17 protein-coding genes and 1 pseudogene are annotated in these 16,654 nt (G+C 39.4%); 11 read left to right on the top strand and 7 right to left on the bottom strand.

The genetic code is table 11. The features are described from left to right. Positions 1 to 105 precede the first annotated feature (105 nt). The 3 genes from JOE49_RS02135 (at position 106) to JOE49_RS02125 (ending at position 971) form a co-directional block, all read left to right on the top strand. On the top strand, positions 106 to 321 hold the full coding sequence (locus JOE49_RS02135) for a hypothetical protein (RefSeq protein WP_160789375.1): 216 nt from the start codon (positions 106 to 108) through the stop codon (positions 319 to 321). A 67-nt stretch (positions 322 to 388) separates the two neighbouring features. Further along, complete coding sequence (locus JOE49_RS02130) at positions 389 to 721, top strand: hypothetical protein (protein ID WP_160789374.1); 333 nt, start codon at positions 389 to 391, stop codon at positions 719 to 721. Further along, positions 696 to 971, top strand: coding sequence for a hypothetical protein (locus JOE49_RS02125; RefSeq protein WP_023990460.1), 276 nt, complete (start codon positions 696 to 698; stop codon positions 969 to 971). Before JOE49_RS02130 ends, JOE49_RS02125 begins: the two co-directional genes overlap by 26 nt. 92 nt (positions 972 to 1,063) lie before the next feature. Here JOE49_RS02125 and JOE49_RS02120 read toward each other — a convergent pair whose 3' ends face one another. The 3 genes from JOE49_RS02120 to JOE49_RS02110 form a co-directional block, all read right to left on the bottom strand. Continuing rightward, the gene (locus tag JOE49_RS02120) at positions 1,064 to 2,167 is read right to left on the bottom strand and encodes a sensor histidine kinase (RefSeq protein ID WP_160789373.1); all 1,104 of its coding nucleotides are present in this window, start codon (positions 2,165 to 2,167) and stop codon (positions 1,064 to 1,066) included. Beyond that, positions 2,160 to 2,840: a response regulator transcription factor gene (locus JOE49_RS02115; RefSeq protein WP_023990458.1), complete on the bottom strand. Its 681-nt coding sequence runs from the start codon at positions 2,838 to 2,840 to the stop codon at positions 2,160 to 2,162. Before JOE49_RS02115 ends, JOE49_RS02120 begins: the two co-directional genes overlap by 8 nt. Before the next feature lie 163 nt (positions 2,841 to 3,003). Beyond that, positions 3,004 to 3,570 (bottom strand): class I SAM-dependent methyltransferase, encoded by a 567-nt coding sequence (locus JOE49_RS02110; RefSeq protein ID WP_160789372.1) that lies wholly within the window; start codon positions 3,568 to 3,570, stop codon positions 3,004 to 3,006. An 810-nt stretch (positions 3,571 to 4,380) separates the two neighbouring features. On the opposite strand from JOE49_RS02110, the gene JOE49_RS02105 reads away from it, so the two are divergent. From JOE49_RS02105 to JOE49_RS02080, 6 genes and pseudogenes are all read left to right on the top strand, one after another. After that, positions 4,381 to 4,971 (top strand): DedA family protein, encoded by a 591-nt coding sequence (locus JOE49_RS02105; RefSeq protein WP_023990456.1) that lies wholly within the window; start codon positions 4,381 to 4,383, stop codon positions 4,969 to 4,971. 44 nt (positions 4,972 to 5,015) lie between these two features. Then, positions 5,016 to 5,297 carry a hypothetical protein gene (locus JOE49_RS02100; RefSeq protein WP_202404096.1) on the top strand — a complete coding sequence of 94 codons (282 nt, stop codon included), beginning with the start codon at positions 5,016 to 5,018 and terminating at the stop codon, positions 5,295 to 5,297. Then, positions 5,298 to 5,894, top strand: a complete 597-nt coding sequence (locus JOE49_RS02095; protein WP_209940493.1) for a DedA family protein — start codon at positions 5,298 to 5,300, stop codon at positions 5,892 to 5,894. Position 5,895: 1 nt separating this feature from the next. After that, positions 5,896 to 6,021 (top strand): annotated as a pseudogene (locus JOE49_RS02090) (winged helix-turn-helix domain-containing protein); the annotation flags it as partial. A gap of 547 nt (positions 6,022 to 6,568) precedes the next feature. Continuing rightward, positions 6,569 to 7,738, top strand: coding sequence for an MGDG synthase family glycosyltransferase (locus JOE49_RS02085; RefSeq protein WP_209940492.1), 1,170 nt, complete (start codon positions 6,569 to 6,571; stop codon positions 7,736 to 7,738). 46 nt (positions 7,739 to 7,784) lie between these two features. Further along, positions 7,785 to 8,483, top strand: coding sequence for a polysaccharide deacetylase family protein (locus JOE49_RS02080; protein ID WP_209940491.1), 699 nt, complete (start codon positions 7,785 to 7,787; stop codon positions 8,481 to 8,483). A gap of 193 nt (positions 8,484 to 8,676) precedes the next feature. On the opposite strand, the gene JOE49_RS02075 is transcribed toward JOE49_RS02080, so the two are convergent. The 3 genes from JOE49_RS02075 to JOE49_RS02065 form a co-directional block, all read right to left on the bottom strand. After that, positions 8,677 to 9,825: a sensor histidine kinase gene (locus JOE49_RS02075; protein WP_209940490.1), complete on the bottom strand. Its 1,149-nt coding sequence runs from the start codon at positions 9,823 to 9,825 to the stop codon at positions 8,677 to 8,679. Next, positions 9,818 to 10,498, bottom strand: coding sequence for a response regulator transcription factor (locus tag JOE49_RS02070; protein WP_209940489.1), 681 nt, complete (start codon positions 10,496 to 10,498; stop codon positions 9,818 to 9,820). Before JOE49_RS02070 ends, JOE49_RS02075 begins: the two co-directional genes overlap by 8 nt. Positions 10,499 to 10,586: 88 nt before the next feature. Continuing rightward, complete coding sequence (locus JOE49_RS02065) at positions 10,587 to 11,177, bottom strand: class I SAM-dependent methyltransferase (RefSeq protein ID WP_209940488.1); 591 nt, start codon at positions 11,175 to 11,177, stop codon at positions 10,587 to 10,589. A 454-nt stretch (positions 11,178 to 11,631) separates the two neighbouring features. Here JOE49_RS02065 and JOE49_RS02060 point away from each other — a divergent pair, with 454 nt between their 5' ends. Together JOE49_RS02060 and JOE49_RS02055 are read left to right on the top strand one after the other, a co-directional pair. Then, entirely contained in the window at positions 11,632 to 12,294 is a 663-nt protein-coding gene (locus JOE49_RS02060) for a phosphatase PAP2 family protein (protein ID WP_209940487.1), read from the top strand. A 38-nt stretch (positions 12,295 to 12,332) separates the two neighbouring features. Then, the gene (locus tag JOE49_RS02055; protein WP_209940486.1) at positions 12,333 to 12,734 is read left to right on the top strand and encodes a VOC family protein; all 402 of its coding nucleotides are present in this window, start codon (positions 12,333 to 12,335) and stop codon (positions 12,732 to 12,734) included. 643 nt (positions 12,735 to 13,377) lie between these two features. On the opposite strand, the gene JOE49_RS02050 is transcribed toward JOE49_RS02055, so the two are convergent. After that, on the bottom strand, positions 13,378 to 16,227 hold the full coding sequence (locus JOE49_RS02050) for an alpha-amylase family glycosyl hydrolase (protein ID WP_209940485.1): 2,850 nt from the start codon (positions 16,225 to 16,227) through the stop codon (positions 13,378 to 13,380). Between the last annotated feature and the right edge of the window lie 427 nt (positions 16,228 to 16,654).

Raw genomic sequence — 16,654 nt, 5'->3', positions numbered from 1 at the left:
ATTAGGTTTTTTAATATCGTATGATGGCACGAAGACTATGCGGCTCCCGTGACACTAGATACCTTGGAAGCCTTAGAACAACAAATAAAGTAATAAAGCACGATAATGGAACTTTATAAAGTTAGAACGATTACAGACGAAGAGGAAGAATCAACAATTAGAAAAGAAGACGTTAACGGAACTGAACTCGATTACGAAGAATATGATGAAGGGGGTGATTACTTTGTTCCATTACCTACTAATATTAAACCAATAATAGATAGTTTGAATTCACTAGATGACAGAAGAGTTCAAACTGTTATAAATTCTTATTATTGCTAATTGTTGCGTATCACATCTTTCGTTACTTATAAATACACTTGTCTCAAATATCTCGAACGAGAGCCAATTGTCAGTTTATTATGACAATTTAATTGAGAGAGTAAAAAAATTTAAGGAAGATCAGAAGGAAGAGTTTATCGGTTTAATGGTGGATATAATTGATTCGCTTAAGGACTATGTTCACAAGGGTCAACTTAATGGGAAAAAGAATTTAGCGAAACCAAACTTAGATAAATTGAGCTACTTTTTAACTATTTGCGGAAAATCAATCTATAAATCTGCTGAATTAGAGTACAAAGATGTCCAAACCGAAGTATGTTTAGTTCCAGGGTATCAAGAGATAAAAAGGAAACGTGAAGCTCTTGGAGAAGACAATGGCTTCATTGAAAGAAGTGAATAATGAATTAGTAAGAGATTTGATAGAAGAATTTAATAAAATAAAAATGGATAATAACCTAACTTTAGTTCAAAAAGAGCATCTGAAGACAGCACTTCTTCTTGAACTCTCACGAACTACAGGGCGGTTAGTTCAAATATATGGACAATGGACTAAAGATGGACAGATTATTAGAGATAATTCTTTGAAAAAGAAAATTGATCATTTAAGCACGTTATATGCGACATTCAGTATATTGAGGAAATGGTTATGAAATAGGAATATCCTGAGTCGCTGTAAATGGATTTATTAAGATGTAAAATCATAATAATCCGCCACTGTATAAATATTCTTTAAGGACTGCGGTTAGCTACTTGAGTTGTTTTCAAAAGGTAAATTCAATTGGAATGTAAAAACGTTATGACTATGATTGAGCGTTAGGGTGCCTTGATGTAACTCAACAATATTCCTAGCGATGGAAAGACCCAGTCCTGCTCCAGTTTGGATACCTTCGCTACTTCTTGAATGATCAACCTTATAAAAACGATCAAATAGCTTCTCCTCTTGATCTTGCGTGAGGGGAGCTCCTTTATTTTCGACCTCAATCGTAATTTGCTCAGGACTCGTTTTCAGTCGAATGCAAATGCCTCCCGGCTTCAAGGAATACTTTAAGGCGTTCATGAGGAGATTATCGATTGCTCTAGCAATTTTATCGCTATCAATGGAGGTAACGACTGGGGAGTCACCGATATCTTTTACGATATATACACCGTTTTCTTGAGCAATGGGTTCGAACTCGAACAGCAATTGATCCAAGAGTTGAAATAAATTGATCCTTCTCAGATTTAAGTGGGTATCGACTGAAGTGAGCCGAGTATATTCGAACAAGTCATCGAGCAACTTCTTCAAATGAATTGCTTTGTTATAGGTGTTTTGAACAAAGCGCGTATATTCATCTTTATCCTGATATGAGTCTGTTCTTAAAAGCTCGATATAGCCGATAATGCTTGTCAGAGGCGTGCGCAAGTCATGTGAAATACCTGTGATCAAATCCATCTTGGATTTCTCTATTTCACGTTCTTTTACAATCTGTTGCTCTAAACGTTCTGTCATTCGATTGATGTTGAGCGCAACCCGTCCAAGTTCATCTTGCCGAACAACAGGTACCCGATATTTTAAATTACCTTCGGAAATAATCTGAAGCCCTTGCTCCAATGTAATTAAGTCTCTAACGATTCGCCGTGTCAAAACTAAAAAAGTAAAAATAAACATTACCATAAACAAGGGGGTAAGAAGATAAGGAAAAAAATTGCGAAACCAATGCCATTCCATAGTACTGCTAATTTTCAAGAAAAGTAAAATGAGAATATCATTTATAGCAATGGCGATAATAAAACTTAGCACCATTCTGATTAAAATGTTGACTTGAATCCGTTTTTTTCGTTTTGACTTTTGTACATGTTCATTCAATTTTATAGCCAACTCCCCACACCGTTTTAATATACTGAGGATCTCTTGGGAACTGCTCTAATTTTTCTCGTAAATTACGAATATGAACCATTACGGTATTATCAGAAAATCCATATGGCGCCTTCCATACATTTTCGTAAATGTGCTCCGAACTAAAAACCTGCCCAGGATGGCTGGCAAGCAAGACCAGAATAGCAAACTCCAGAGGAGTCAACGAAATTTCGTTGCCCTTTAACTTTACGGAATGTTTACTCTTATCGATGATCAGGTCTTTAATAAGAATAAGGGAATTAAATTCTTCTTTTCCTATTAATGTTTGACGACGTAGCTGCGCTTTTACACGAGCAAGCAATTCTAATGGATTGAACGGTTTGATCATGTAGTCATCGGCCCCGGTAGTCAGTCCGTTAATTTTATCAATATCTTCTTCCTTGGCTGACAGCATGATAATCGGAGTATTCGATATTTCCCTTATTTTAAGGCATGCTCTGATTCCATCCATTCGTGGCATCATGACATCCAAGATAACCAGTTGAATCGGTGTTGTCTTTATGGCATCCAGGGCTTCCTCACCATCGGCTGCTTCAATCACATGGTATCCTTCATTACGTAGATATACATGAATGACATCCCGAATCTCGGAATCATCATCCACAACAAGAATGGTATTCATTACTGACTGCTCCTTCTTTTTTGACTGGGTAGAATAAAGGTATTTAAGGTGCCTGAAATTACGCAACTAGTATAGATATCCTGATAATAAGGTAAAGTCTTCACTTTTTCTACATACGCATAAGCAAAACATTTAATGGAGTGAATGAAAGTGCCATCATCATTTAAATTGTTTCCTTTTTGCGACAGACGTAAACGAAAGCGGGAGGGATATTGAAAGGTGCTAAATCAATTTTTTCAATGATAAATTTTTCGGAAAGCTGCTTTTTCATTTGAAGCGAATATTGAAAGGCGATAAACAAGCCTCCAGGTTTGAGTGCTTTATAGATCTGTTCAACCAAGGTATCTCTCAATTCACGCTCAAAATTAAAAAAAGGTAGTCCGCTAAAAATACAATCTAGCTGATGAATGTTCTCTTGCTTCATTGCTTCTACTAACTGAGCAGCGTTCGGATGACAGGAGAAGTCTGGGTATTCTGTCTGTAAATTATTCCTCATAGTCTCATTCATCTCAAACAATAACACTTTCGTGGGTTCACTCACCTGGGCGTTGATAAAACGGGTGATGGCACCTGTGCCTGATCCGAGTTCTGCGACTGCCTTAATCTCGTTCCAGGGGGCTTGTTTAACCATTTTAGTCGCTAGAAACCGGGAGCTTGGTATAACACTGCCTACATTTTTGGGGTTGCGAATAAAGCTTTGCAAAAATAAAAGGTATTCATTAAGTTTCAACTGATTTTCCTCCATTACTGTTTTTATTGTCAGGAACAATGCTGAATATGGCACAAATATTAAACAAATTTATTTCTTTTATCGAAACGGATGGATACCGAAACGATTAAAAATGAAAAAATTGAAGTGAAGACATAGGGAGAAAATATCGTACGATTGGGAAGAACATACCGATGCACATGGCCCAATCTCTCTATTTCTGCACCTCTTTATTGTTTCATTACAGAAATCATAATGAAAAAAACTAAGGAATTAATGAGTATATTTCTAAAGAAAATCTAAAGATTCATCTATAGAAGGCTTAAAATCTATATCATCCAACCCAAAAAGCCTTACCAACCAAGTCGGTAAGGCTTTTTTATAAGGGCAAACTGTTCCGCCACGCAACTCAATGATATTTATGGCTATAGAAAGACCTAGTGCGACTCTAATTTGTATCCCTTCATAATGTTGGGGAGGGGGATGTTTATGAGATCGTGTATTTTCTTCTACTTGTATGTGAAGCTATGTTTTCACTAGTACGAGTGGGAATAGGAGAGTGAACTCTCTCTTTTTCAATTTCCATCAGTGCTAAAGAAGTAGAATTACCAAAGTGTTAGGATAAAGTTGAGGTCTGATTAGCTTGGTTAAAAGCTGATCAGACCTTTCCTACATTGGGCGTAAAACAGTTTAAGATGTCAAGCCATGGCTTGGAGGGGAGAATTAAAGGCGTTTTTGTATTACTTCAGAATTTCTTTAGAAATATCCCTATAAGCTCCTAAGATTTTTATAATAATATACTTTCATCGACATTAACGAGGAGGTTAGAACATGATTAGTGATATCGTCTTACAGCTAGTCGATCATTATGGATATCTCTTTTTTTTCTTAGCCTTCTGCCTAGGCCCATTCGGCGTTCCGGTTCCAAATGAAATAACCATACTAACAGGTGGAATTTTGAGTAACAACGGAGCTTTAAACCCGTGGATTGTATATATTGTTATTCTCGCTGGCTTATTTACAGCAATTACAATTGCTTATTTTGCGGGCAGAATCTTTGGAGAAAAATTTAAACTAAAGTTTCAAAACAACCGTCACTTTCAGAAAGCAGAGAAATTTTTTGAACAACACGGAGATATCGCAATGTGTCTTGGACATTTCATACCAGTCATTCGGTATATTTTGCCTGTATTCGTTGGTCTAAACGGTACCTCATACAAGAAGTTTGCTTTGATTTCGTATTCCAGCGCGTTTGTTTGGACCGCTACGTTCTTTACCTTTGGCAAGTTCCTTGGACATTATATATTGGCTTTGCTAGATTTGATCGATCCTAAATTGGCCGTGGTTGCTCTAATGATAGCCGTTGGCACCTTTATCACAACCAAGTGGTTCAAGTCGAAATTATCCAACTTTACTGCATAAGCTGGTGAACAAATGAAAAAAATAGAAGAAAGGGGGAGAGTCATTTGACTTCAAATCAGTATGCAATGTTCTTGCAACGATTTATTAAAAATCCAAAGCGAGTTGGAAGTGTTTTGCCCAGTTCACAGTTTCTGGCGAGTAAAATGGTTCAATCTGTGTCATGGGATGATGTGAGCACAATTGCAGAATTCGGTTCTGGCACAGGAGCTATCACACGCTTTATCGAACTGCGAGTAAATCGATCTGCTATTGATAAAATCGATTTTGTGCCCCTCAATTTTCCTCCTGCTTTTGTTTATACATGCCGTAAGAAGGGGGGGATTTAAGTGAGTTATGACACACTAATTCATTGGATTGCGCAGTTTGGTTATGCTGCTTTATTCTTTGCATTATGGCTCGGAATTGTTGGAATGCCAATACCGGACGAGGTTGTCGTTATGACCGGCGGAGCCGTTAGCAAAGTAGGATTACTCCATTATTTCCTAGCATTTATTATCACTTATTTAGGAGTTATCTCCGGGCTATCTCTTGGTTATATTCTAGGCAGGTTTTTCGGTTCGCCGGTGCTGGATAAACTTCGCCATAAAAAAAATTTGGGGAAGCATATACAAACATCAGAACACCTTCTAAATAAATATGGAAATATTGCATTGAGTTTTAGCTACTTTTTTCCGGTGGTGAGGCATATTGTTCCCTATTTAGTCGGAATTAATAAAATGTCATTTCGCCGTTATATTCTTTATTCCTATACAGCCGGTCTTGTTTGGACGTCTGTCTTTTTTGTAGTTGGCCAATTTGCAGGTGGTCATGTGGAAACAATCGGGACAATGATTTATCACTACGGTATATATGTGGGACTTGCCTTAATCATAGGAATTGTCATATTCATGATTCTTAAAAGTCGGAAGAGGAGCAAAGCGTGATGTGTGGAATCAACCTTTAGGAGATTTAGATAATACGGTAGTAGTTCAAATTCTGAATTTACACGAGAAAATAGATGATCTCCCAAGAGAGCCGCGATATATAAAAACCGTTTGGGGAGTTGGGTAGAAAATTGAAACTGATAAACGGCAAAAGAAATGTTTGCTTTGAGATTTTTTTGGCATTAGTTTTCAGTCTCGTCATTGCATATCTCAGTTTCGCCATTGTAATAACTTGTATCAATTTGTTTGTAAATCGATTACAAGCGGGATATTTTTTTCTAAAGCTAGACCAGCCTTTATTTTCCCCTTTTTTTAAACTGACCCGACACATGTTTAAATACATTTTTGATTTGCCCGAAGGTTCGCAAGTTCACTTTTGATAGATTTAAAGGAAATACAACAAAGTTATGATTTCACTGTTGCTATATATTCTAGCAGCTCAAACGATTTTCACATAAGGCGAAATGCTGATTTAAAAATATAAATCGTCATAGTCAGATATACTCCCACCAACTCCCGAATTTCATTTCATCATCAATAATAAGAATCGTTTCTTTGGCATATGAAAGCATCCTTTCTGTGCCTTCAGTTTATGCCGATTTCTCTTAACATAAAGGAAAGTAATTCTTAACCGTTTCTGAGATTTGATTTTTTGAAAAGGAGAGCTGTGTTCCATGAAAAAAGGAACGAAAGAAAAAATGTTGATTCTTACCGGAAATTATGGAGATGGTCACATTCAAGTAGCCCAAGCGATACAAGATGCGATGCAAATTCGATTTCCTCATATGGAACCTGTCATTATTGATTTTATGGAATGGGTCCATCCTTATATGAATCATTTGAGTCGAAATGTTTATCTCCAAGCCGTAAAAACATTCCCTCAAGTTTATGGATATCTATATCAGAAAACGCGGAGACAAAACACCCTATCCTATATTATAAAGACCGTTTTTTCTACAGGAGTCGGACGAATGATGAAATTGATTAATGAAATACACCCAGCTATTGTAGTATGCACCTTCCCCTTGGCGGCAGGCGTGATGTCGAAGTTGAAATCATATGGTTCAATCGATATTCATACGGTTACTATCATTACCGATCACACGGATCATAGTTCATGGATTTATCCATATACAGATCAATATATTGTGGGTTCCAGAAGTGTACGTGATTCTTTAATTCAATTAGGGGTTGAAGAGACTCGGATTGCAGATACGGGAATTCCCATTCGCCCGCAATTTTCTCAGTCCATAGAAAGAGAGAAAACAGCTAAGAAGTATGGTTTAGATCCTCATATGCCTACTGTGCTTGTGATGGGAGGAGGTTGCGGCATGATTGGCGATGGAAGCTCTACTATTCAGAAATTTGATCTATTGTCACAGCCTGTACAATTCATCATTGTTTGTGGGCATAATGAAAAACTTCGAATGAAATTGAATGAGAGTCTGAAAATTTCCAAACATCGCATCTATTTAACAGGTTATATTAACTATGTTCATGAGTTAATGGCTATATCTGATATTATGATTACCAAACCAGGAGGAGTCACGACTTTTGAGGCGATTGCTATGGAACTGCCGATGCTACTTTGTAAACCAATCCCTGGTCAAGAACAGGATAATACCAAATTTTTAGTTCGTTCTGGGGTAGCCATTCATGCAGAGACATCTGGGGATCTAACCGAGCGCCTATCGGAATTACTAGATGATGCAAAACTTCTTCAACATATGATAGAAAATACTAAACAGTTCCATCCTAAAGAGTCCGCGTTTGCTTCATTAGAAGTTATTTTTGGAACTATTGCAATGAATAATAGATCCAGTGAAATAAAGATATGCTCCTAGAAAAAAGGCAAGCATGGATTTATTACTGTTAAAAAGGAGCAGGATCATGAAGCAGACATTCATAATTCTCATTAGTGCATTACTCGTCTACACGATTATCCCGACCCTTATAATCCGACTATTTGGAATCGGAGTTTATAAAAGGGGAACGGGCGAGCAGCCCATTGCGTTAACTTTTGATGACGGTCCGGACCCAGAATTTACGCCTCTTTTGCTTGATTTATTAAAGAAATATAATATAAAGGGTACCTTTTTTGTCCTTGGTCGCAAAGCAGAGAAATATCCCGATTTAATCCAACGGATGCACAATGAAGGACATCTTGTCGGAATCCATAATTATGTACATTGGTCAAATGCTTTAATGAGTCCTAAGAGGGTTCGCGAGCAGGTAAACAAAACGGCCAATGTCATTAATCGTATTATTGGGGAGAGAGCCTTCTATTATCGGCCCCCGTGGGGAGTCATTAACCTATTTGATTTTTTTCTGATGAAGCAATTTCGCATGATTCTTTGGTCTGTTATTGTAGGTGACTGGAAGAGCTCTGGCGGCAAGCAAAAAATTAAGCAAAGGCTGCTGTCCAAGCTAAGGGGTGGAGCTGTTATCGTTCTTCATGATAGCGGGCAAACATTTGGAGCAGATAGGGATGCACCTGCATACATGTTGGAGGCATTAAATGAATTTATCATTGAAGCATTATATACGGGGTATTGTTTTCAGAGAGTAGATGAGAAAAGAGCTGCATAATGAACAGGCTAAATATATGAGCATTAATTATGGTACGGCCGTGATAAGCGCGGCTTTTTTGTTTTACATAAACACATTATCTGTCAGCACTCTCAAAGATTATACTTAAAAAACAGAGTAAGTTTAATTTGGATACTAAAAATCAAAACTTAAGCCCGGGACAAAGTATTGTTCGGGGCTTAAGTTTTTTAACTTATACATCAAGGTTGCCGGAGTGGCCTTCTTCTGATCCAATGGAACGGGTCAGAACTCCTTCGAAAGGCAAAGTAAGAGTAAATTTAAATATGTTATTTATATGAATGAGCGTTAAGGTTCCTCCATGCAACTCAATAATGTTTCTAGCAATAGAAAGGCCCAGACCTGCTCCCGTTTGAATGCCTTCACTACTTCTTGAATGGTCTACTTTATAAAAACGATTGAAGAGTTTATTTTCTTGCTCTTGTGTGAGGGGATTCCCTTTATTTTCGATCTCAATACTAATTTGCTTATTATCCAACTTCATTAAAATACGAACGGTTCCTGGCTTTACAGAGTACTTAAGGGCATTCATGAGTAGATTATCGATTGCTCTGGCAATTTTTTTACTGTCAATAACGGTTATAATAGGAGAGTTACCTAAGTCTTTAATAATATGGATACCGTTCTCTTGAGCGATCGGTTCAAATTCAAAAATTAATTGATCTAGAAGCTGGAATACATCGATCTTATTTAGGTCCAGGCGGGTATCGACCGAAGTAAGTCGGGTATATTCAAACAAATCATCGAGCAATTTTTTTAAATGAATAGCTTTGTTATAAGTGTTTTGAACAAATCGCGTATATTCATCTTTATTTTGAAATGAATTTGTTCTTAAGAGTTCTATATAGCCAATAATGCTTGTAAGTGGCGTACGCAAGTCGTGTGATATGCCTGTTATCATTTCCAACTTGGAGATTTCTAGTTCACGTTCCTTTTCGATCTGCTGTTGTAGACGTTCCGCCATCAAGTTGATATTAAACGCAACCCTCCCAAGCTCATCATTTCGCATAACAGGCACTCGATAGCTTAAATTACCCTCGGATATAATTTGAAGCCCCTGCTCCAACGAAATTAAGTCTCTTACGATTCGTCGAGTTAAAGCTAGGAAAGTAATAATAAAGATAACCATAAACAGGGGGGGGAAAATATACGGAATGAAATTGAGGAGCCACTCGGATTCCATGCCATGGCCAATATCCAGTAAAAGTAAAATAAGCATGTTATTTATGGTTGTGGCGATAATGAGACTTAGCATCATTCTGATTAAAATATTGACCTGAATCATCCTTTTTTTTCGTTTTGGTTTTTGCACATGTTCAGCCAATTTTATAACCAACTCCCCAAATCGTTTTAATATACTGAGGATCTCTGGGAAACTCCTCTAATTTCTCTCGTAAATTACGAATATGGACCATCACGGTATTATCGGAATACCCAATAGGATCTTTCCACACGCTTTCGTAAATCTTATCAAAGCTAAATACTTGCCCAGGGTGGCTTGCAAGCAACTCTAGAATTGAAAACTCAAGAGGGGTCAGTGAAATGTTATTTTCTTTCAATGTAACGGAATGTTTAGTTTTATCGATAACAAGATCTTTGAAGAATATAAGAGAATTAAATTCTTCTTTTCCTATTAAAGATTGTCGCTGCAAATGAGCTTTTACTCGAGCGAGTAATTCTAACGGATTAAAGGGTTTTATCATGTAATCGTCCGCACCGGGAGTAAGACCCACAATTTTATCAATATCTTCTTCCTTGGCCGATAGCAGGATAATGGGGGTGTTCGATATTTCCCTTATTTTAATGCAAGCATTAATGCCATCCATCTGTGGCAGCATAATATCTAAGATGACAAGTTCGAAAGAGATTGATCTTATTAAATCTAACGCTTCCATACCATTTGCAGCTTCTATGACAAAGTATCCTTCATTGCGCAAATAAACGTGAATGACATCTCGAATCTCTGTATCGTCACCTACAACAAGTATTGTATCCATTACATGATACCCCTTTCCTATTTTTTATGATTACGGCTACTAAAATTCTATAATTAAGGCAAATTTAATGATTGCTACGAAAAGTTTATTAATACCGATTATTGCGTCCCCTTTTGCGACAGGTATATACAAAAGCTGGAGGGAAATTGAAGGGCACGAACTCGATTTTTTCGATGATTAAGTCTTCGGCAAATTTTTTTTTCATTTGAAGTGAGTACTGATAAGCGACAAAAATTCCTTCTGGTTTTAATGCCTTAATAATCTGATTAAGTAAGGTTTCTCGCATTTCACTCGTAAAATTAAAAAATGGCAATCCGCTAATGATACAGTCAAGCTGGCCGATGTCATCTTGATTCAATTTTTTGATTAATTGGCAAGCGTTTGAATGACACGCGAAATCCGGGTATTCTGTCTTCAGAGTAGCTCTCATTTTCTTATCCCTTTCGAACAATAGCACTCTTGTTGATCCGGTTAAATGTGGCTTCATGAAACGTGTAATAGCACCTGTACCTGACCCGAGTTCTGCGACTGCCTTTACCTCATTCCATGGTACAGACTCAACGATTTTAGCTGCTAGAAATCGGGAGCTAGGTATAACACTTCCTACTCGTTGTGGATTTGTGAGAAATCCTTGCAAAAAAAGTAGACATTCACTGATATTCAACTGTTTTTCCCCCATTATTTAATTTCTCCCTTTTGGGTACCCAACAAATAAAGGGATGATATACCGAACAACTGGAAGGAATAATCCAAAACATATTGCCATATCTCCTCGTTTTGTTATTTATATCAATATAAAAATAGTAACGAAAAAATCTAAGGATTTTACGAGGATATATCTAAAGAAAATCTGAAGATATGTACACTATTCAGACTCGAAGTCTGCAAGAAGTGCATGAAAATCAGAAAGCTGATCTGATTGAAGAACCCAAAAAGCCTTGCCAACAAAAAAGTTGGCGAGGCTTTTTATTACGTAAATTGTTGATAAGATTCCCTATAAATAAGATGCGAGAGGGAATACCCCTTACCAACTAATGTTAAGAAATTCTTTAGAAAAATCCTCTAAAGTTCTTCAGAGTTTATCATTATGATGGGTTCATTGCTATAGATGAACCTAATCAGGAGATGATAACGTGACTCACCCTACAAAACAAACCTTCCTTTCAACTTGGCTGTCTCTTCTATGGCTTACAGTGGTTCCGTTATTGTATATTTTCTACGGTATACTTAACCATCCTACCGAACACGTCTATAGCCTCGTAACGGATCTAGATCGCCTAACGCCATTCGTTCCGTCCTTTATTATTCCTTATGTTCTTTGGTACCCGTTCATTGCATCTGTACTGATCGGACTTGCGTTCAAGGACAGAACAGCTTATTACCGGACGCTACTTGCGCTCTGTGGAGGGCTGATCCTTTCTTATATCGTCTATGCCCTTTTCCAAACGGCTGTTCACCGTCCTGACAATCTAGCCCAGACAGGCGTCATCAACCGTTTGGTCTGGTTGGTGTACAGCCATGACCAGCCGTTTAACTGTTTCCCGAGCATTCATGTGCTAACCAGCTACCTGATGCTTCGTGGAGCAAGGGTATTCGGAAGAACGATTCGCTGGGCAGTCACCGCGATGTCTATTGTCATTATAGCGTCCACTTTGCTGGTCAAGCAGCATGTACTAGCGGATGTCGTTGGCGGTATTCTAGCCGGAGAGCTGTTGTACCGATCTGCGGGCATAGCCTTATCATACCTAGCGGTTTCTTTTATAAGATTCGCTTCTGCTGCCAGAAGTAGAGTATAGTAGGAGTAGTTGAAAATATATTCCAGGAGGCTACAGCCATGTCACAGGAGATATGGATTAATCTGCCGGTCAAAGATGTTGAGAGGTCAACTGCCTTTTTCAATGAGATTGGATTACATGCGGCTAGCGTTGGTAACGAGAGAGCCAAGATTGCCATAGGCCAAACAACGATTCTGCTGTTCCCGGATGCGGCGTTTGAGAAATTTACAGGTTCAAAAATCGCAGATACTTCCCATACCGCAGAAGTAATATTTTCCATTGGCGCTGAAAGCAGAGAAGAAGTAGATGCCTTTATTCAAAAAGTAGAGTTTGCCGGAGGAAACATCTTTGGCAAACCGAGTGAAATTGACGGCTGGATGTACGGCGCAGGATTTGCCGACCTGGACGGTCACCGCTGGAACCTGCTGTACATGGATGAGAGCAAAATGCCGAAACGCTAATATGAAAACACCGGTCACCTGCTTAAGGTCACCGGTGTTTTTTACACCCCCTATAATCTCATATCCGTAATTCAAATCAAAGTCGTTGCTTAGAAGGAAAAATTCGTGGGTTAAATTTATACAAATCACCTGGGCTATCCCTAAGCTAAGGGATATATTAGATATTTTCATGAAGGAGATTATTCAGTCTTTTGCTGACCCGAACACACAGCTGAAAAAATTGTTAAAGAAACGTGTGTGAAATACAATGCAAATGGAGGAAACAACTATAATGATTGTATTACAGTTTTGCCTATCATTATTATGGCAATAGCATTATACATTCATGAAGGACATCCTCAATTATCCTATGCTTTAGGTACTTTTGGTCTAACGCTTGTACCGTTGTATGCGGTAGAACATATCCGGATGACCGGCCAGAACCCGTTAATACTTGATGGTTGTTGGTCATTAAATATACGGTGGAATGTACGCACATAGAGGCTGTCGTTGGTGCATCTTGGTTCACTCCCCATCCGTTAAAAATTTAGTCCAGAGCAATATCCTGACTCTCTCTCTTGGATATACTTTTTAATTGGAAGCAACCTTAGCACGGTGCAATACCGAACTGAGGTTGCTTCAGTTAACTAAGACATACTGCCGCTTACTTCAGATAGGTTCCCGTTTCTCCAATTCCACCGCTGCCATTCAATACATATACCCTTGCGTTTCCTTTGCCGGAGCATGTCAGGGTAATCTTGCCATCAGTAACGGTTTTGGAATTACCAGTCACCGCATCCACATAGGTTCCGTTCGGAATTCCGGTAAATGTGGCGTTTCCTGAAATCGTGACCAATGCAAAGCTGTCAATGCCTTTGGCGCTGTCGGTATATCTTCTCTTAAACGCCAGATTGCCCGTTACATTCTCTGTGGAATACTGTCCTTTTTGCAAGGCGGGAACAGCTCTTCTGATTAAATTAAGCTGTCTGATATGTTTGGCCAGAGGATGGTTGAGCGATTCCGCAAGCGTGCCGGTAGCATTTGTGTATTTGCCGTAATCTTGTACTGTAACATTGCCTTCCATGTGATCGCCGAAATATGCCCGTCCCGTTTTGCTTAGCGGTGCGTTTGGACCCGGATCAATGACAGCCCCCTTTTGGAATTCGATTTCGGAACCATAGAAGATAGCGGGTATTCCGCGGAAGGTGAACATCAGATCGAGATTCTCGGCCCAAGTGTCCTGTGTGCCCGCAAATCTTTGATTTTCCGGAGCCTGGTCGGGCGCATAGTCATGCGAGTCGATATAGGTTACATTCCAGGTAGCATCATTATAGTATTGATCGCCACTTCTCATATTGAATGCTTCCTGCGCGGTCTTGAATGCCCAATGCATCGGAAAATCAATCACATCCATGCCCGATTTCATTGAATAGTCAGGCGTATGATAGGTATTTCCGTTTAAGAGAGCATTGTTCGAGGTTGGCTGTCCTGCTGTAGTAGAGTTGTCCGCCCACTCTTGTTCAACCGACACTTTATTGGAGGCGTAATCATTCTTTCCATCGCCCGGATACGATTTCGAGCTTTTCCAAGTATAGAATGGCGTCGAGATCGCCGGAATTCCACTGTTCCAGACATCTCTGTAACGGGTGGCTACTTCTCCAAAAATATAGAAATCCGAGCCGCCTCTTGTCTTCCAGGCAGGAATATAGTATTTATTGAAAATATACCGGCCCACATGCTTCACCGTATCGACACGGAAAGCGTCAACACCCATGTCTATATAGTGATTGTAGGTATCAATTAAATAATCGTTAACTGCAGGGTTTTCCGTGTTCAAATCCACGCAATCTCCCGCTATCTGACCAGTTTGGACAGTATAGGATTCCCAGGAGAGGCTTTTCTCTGTATGGTAAATGTTATTGTTCGTTTCCGCGTTCTTCATTAAAGCGAGCCTTGCCTGATACTGCTGATCGGGTGTCATAGTATTATAGTTTGACGGCAGCTTATCCGTAGTTTTCACCAAGTTGTTAGCCGTATCCGGTTTAGCCGGATCTTTCTTGAACATGGGGTACAGATTCTCTTCACCGAAATTACCGGTATGATTGACAACGATGTCTTGAATAACCTTCAGCCCTTTGGCATGGGCCGCATTGATCAAATCCTGGTAAGAAGCTCCCGCTGATTCATATCTTGGGTCTACTTTGGCGAAATTTATTGCATGGTAACCATGATAATCATAACCGCTGGCATTCTGCACAACAGGTGTAATCCAGACGGCGCTGAATCCGAGGGCTTTGATATAATCGAGCTTTTGAATCAGCCCCTTAAAGTCCCCTCTCCAAGCCGGGTCCGAATCCGGATTACGCGCCTTGGCATCATCCCATGCGTGCATGTTGTTGCTCGAATCACCGTCATAGAACCGGGAAGTAATCACGAAGTAAATAGTATCTTCCCGAAAATCACCTTTATTTCCAATATTATAAACAAAGCTTTGTTTGGTTTGATTGCCAGCGCCGTCTATAACGAGAAATTTTAATGTCGTGGTCTTGGAGATAAGGATGGACGGTCCGGTCAATCCGGCCATAGCGTTGCCGAGGATATATACTTTCGAGCTTATGGTTGGTTCCGTACCATCGTCCGTGTAGTATGCCTTGGTCGTTGCCGCCTTGTTATCATTTAGGTTGAAGGATACAGTCACCGAGGAATCGGAATGTCTGGTAGGCAAATTCGCTGTGATTGTCGGAGCTTGCAGATCTGAATTCAGGTCAATCATATAAGCGAAAGAGGATGCATTTCCAGTTTGACCGATTGAGTTGACACCGAAGGCCTTAATGGTCAAAGAGGAAGCAACTTGGATTGGAGAGGTATACAAGGTAGAGGATGTCGTAGGTGTCGAGCCGTCTATCGTATAGTAAATCTTATCGTCACTGTTGGTGCTGGAAAGCGTCACCGATTGGGACGAATCATATGTTTTGGGTACAGGAGAGGCGGAAATCGCCGGAATTTTAGGCATTTCCGGGCTGGTATCATACCATGTGTTATCTGTGTAATACCAGCCCTCTTTCACACTGCGGGACAAGTCGGCCGTCTGTTTGCCGCTACCGTCATTAAAGATGAGACTTGAGCCTGTGGCCTCGGCAATGGTGTAGCTGTACCAGTCGTTTCCATCCGACTTCATCAGGATTCCCGGCCACGCTCCGCTTATCGGAACGGTTGTCGGATTCAGATTCCAGTAATGGATTCGAATCGCTGAATTCCAGCTTGAAGGTTTCTTAAAGTGAACCGTTAACCCAGTTTGAGTTGATTTAGGTATTGTGGTAGGTGCATACGTTGCGGTAACGGTAGACGTGATCGAAGCGGTTGTAGAGGGAAGGGTAGTCGCTGTGGAATTCGTGTAGGTGGCTGTATAATCGGTGCTACTGGCCGAAGCTACGCCGGGTAAACCGAAGAAGTTGAAGCAAAGCGACAAAATAATCAACCAAGAAATAAAACTCCCAGTTTTTTTTCCTAGCAAGTTAACAACCTCCTGATAATATTTAGTGGAATAGATAATGCAACCGGTTGCATTAAAAACAAAAAAAAAGAAGACATTTATTTTGATAAAATGGATTCTTTGATCGCCTCCTCCGTGGTATATATGGAAAATAATCATTGTACGCGCTTACAAAAGAAATTATGAGAAAAGCCCATTCACACAGGGCTCTATACCAATGATTTTTTCCTTTTATGATTATATCATCCATACTTTTACTGGTCAATGAATTGCTAGGGACATGTTTCAAACCTAAGCTAGCCTGTTCATAATTGAAGCCAACGTCCAAAAAGCCTTGAAAGGCACATGTTAATGTATCAAAGCGAGTCGCTAAGCAGATGTCAATAAGCAGTATATGGTCAGGAAAGAAAATAGAAAACGCGAGCGTGAGTATCCTAAGGTGGAATGG

The organism is Paenibacillus sp. PvR133 (assembly GCF_017833155.1).
Lineage (GTDB): Bacteria > Bacillota > Bacilli > Paenibacillales > Paenibacillaceae > Paenibacillus > Paenibacillus polymyxa_B.
This window is presented reverse-complemented; position numbering and strand designations above follow the sequence as displayed.

What these genes read in the sequence shown, in the direction of transcription:
- JOE49_RS02070 (WP_209940489.1), bottom strand. Translation starts at nt 10,498, where the DNA reads ATGGATACAATACTTGTTGTAGGTGACGATACAGAGATTCGAGATGTC.
- JOE49_RS02105 (WP_023990456.1), top strand. Translation starts at nt 4,381, where the DNA reads ATGATTAGTGATATCGTCTTACAGCTAGTCGATCATTATGGATATCTC.
- JOE49_RS02080 (WP_209940491.1), top strand. Translation starts at nt 7,785, where the DNA reads ATGAAGCAGACATTCATAATTCTCATTAGTGCATTACTCGTCTACACG.
- JOE49_RS02065 (WP_209940488.1), bottom strand. Translation starts at nt 11,177, where the DNA reads ATGGGGGAAAAACAGTTGAATATCAGTGAATGTCTACTTTTTTTGCAA.
- JOE49_RS02135 (WP_160789375.1), top strand. Translation starts at nt 106, where the DNA reads ATGGAACTTTATAAAGTTAGAACGATTACAGACGAAGAGGAAGAATCA.
- JOE49_RS02125 (WP_023990460.1), top strand. Translation starts at nt 696, where the DNA reads ATGGCTTCATTGAAAGAAGTGAATAATGAATTAGTAAGAGATTTGATA.
- JOE49_RS02115 (WP_023990458.1), bottom strand. Translation starts at nt 2,840, where the DNA reads ATGAATACCATTCTTGTTGTGGATGATGATTCCGAGATTCGGGATGTC.
- JOE49_RS02085 (WP_209940492.1), top strand. Translation starts at nt 6,569, where the DNA reads ATGAAAAAAGGAACGAAAGAAAAAATGTTGATTCTTACCGGAAATTAT.
- JOE49_RS02055 (WP_209940486.1), top strand. Translation starts at nt 12,333, where the DNA reads ATGTCACAGGAGATATGGATTAATCTGCCGGTCAAAGATGTTGAGAGG.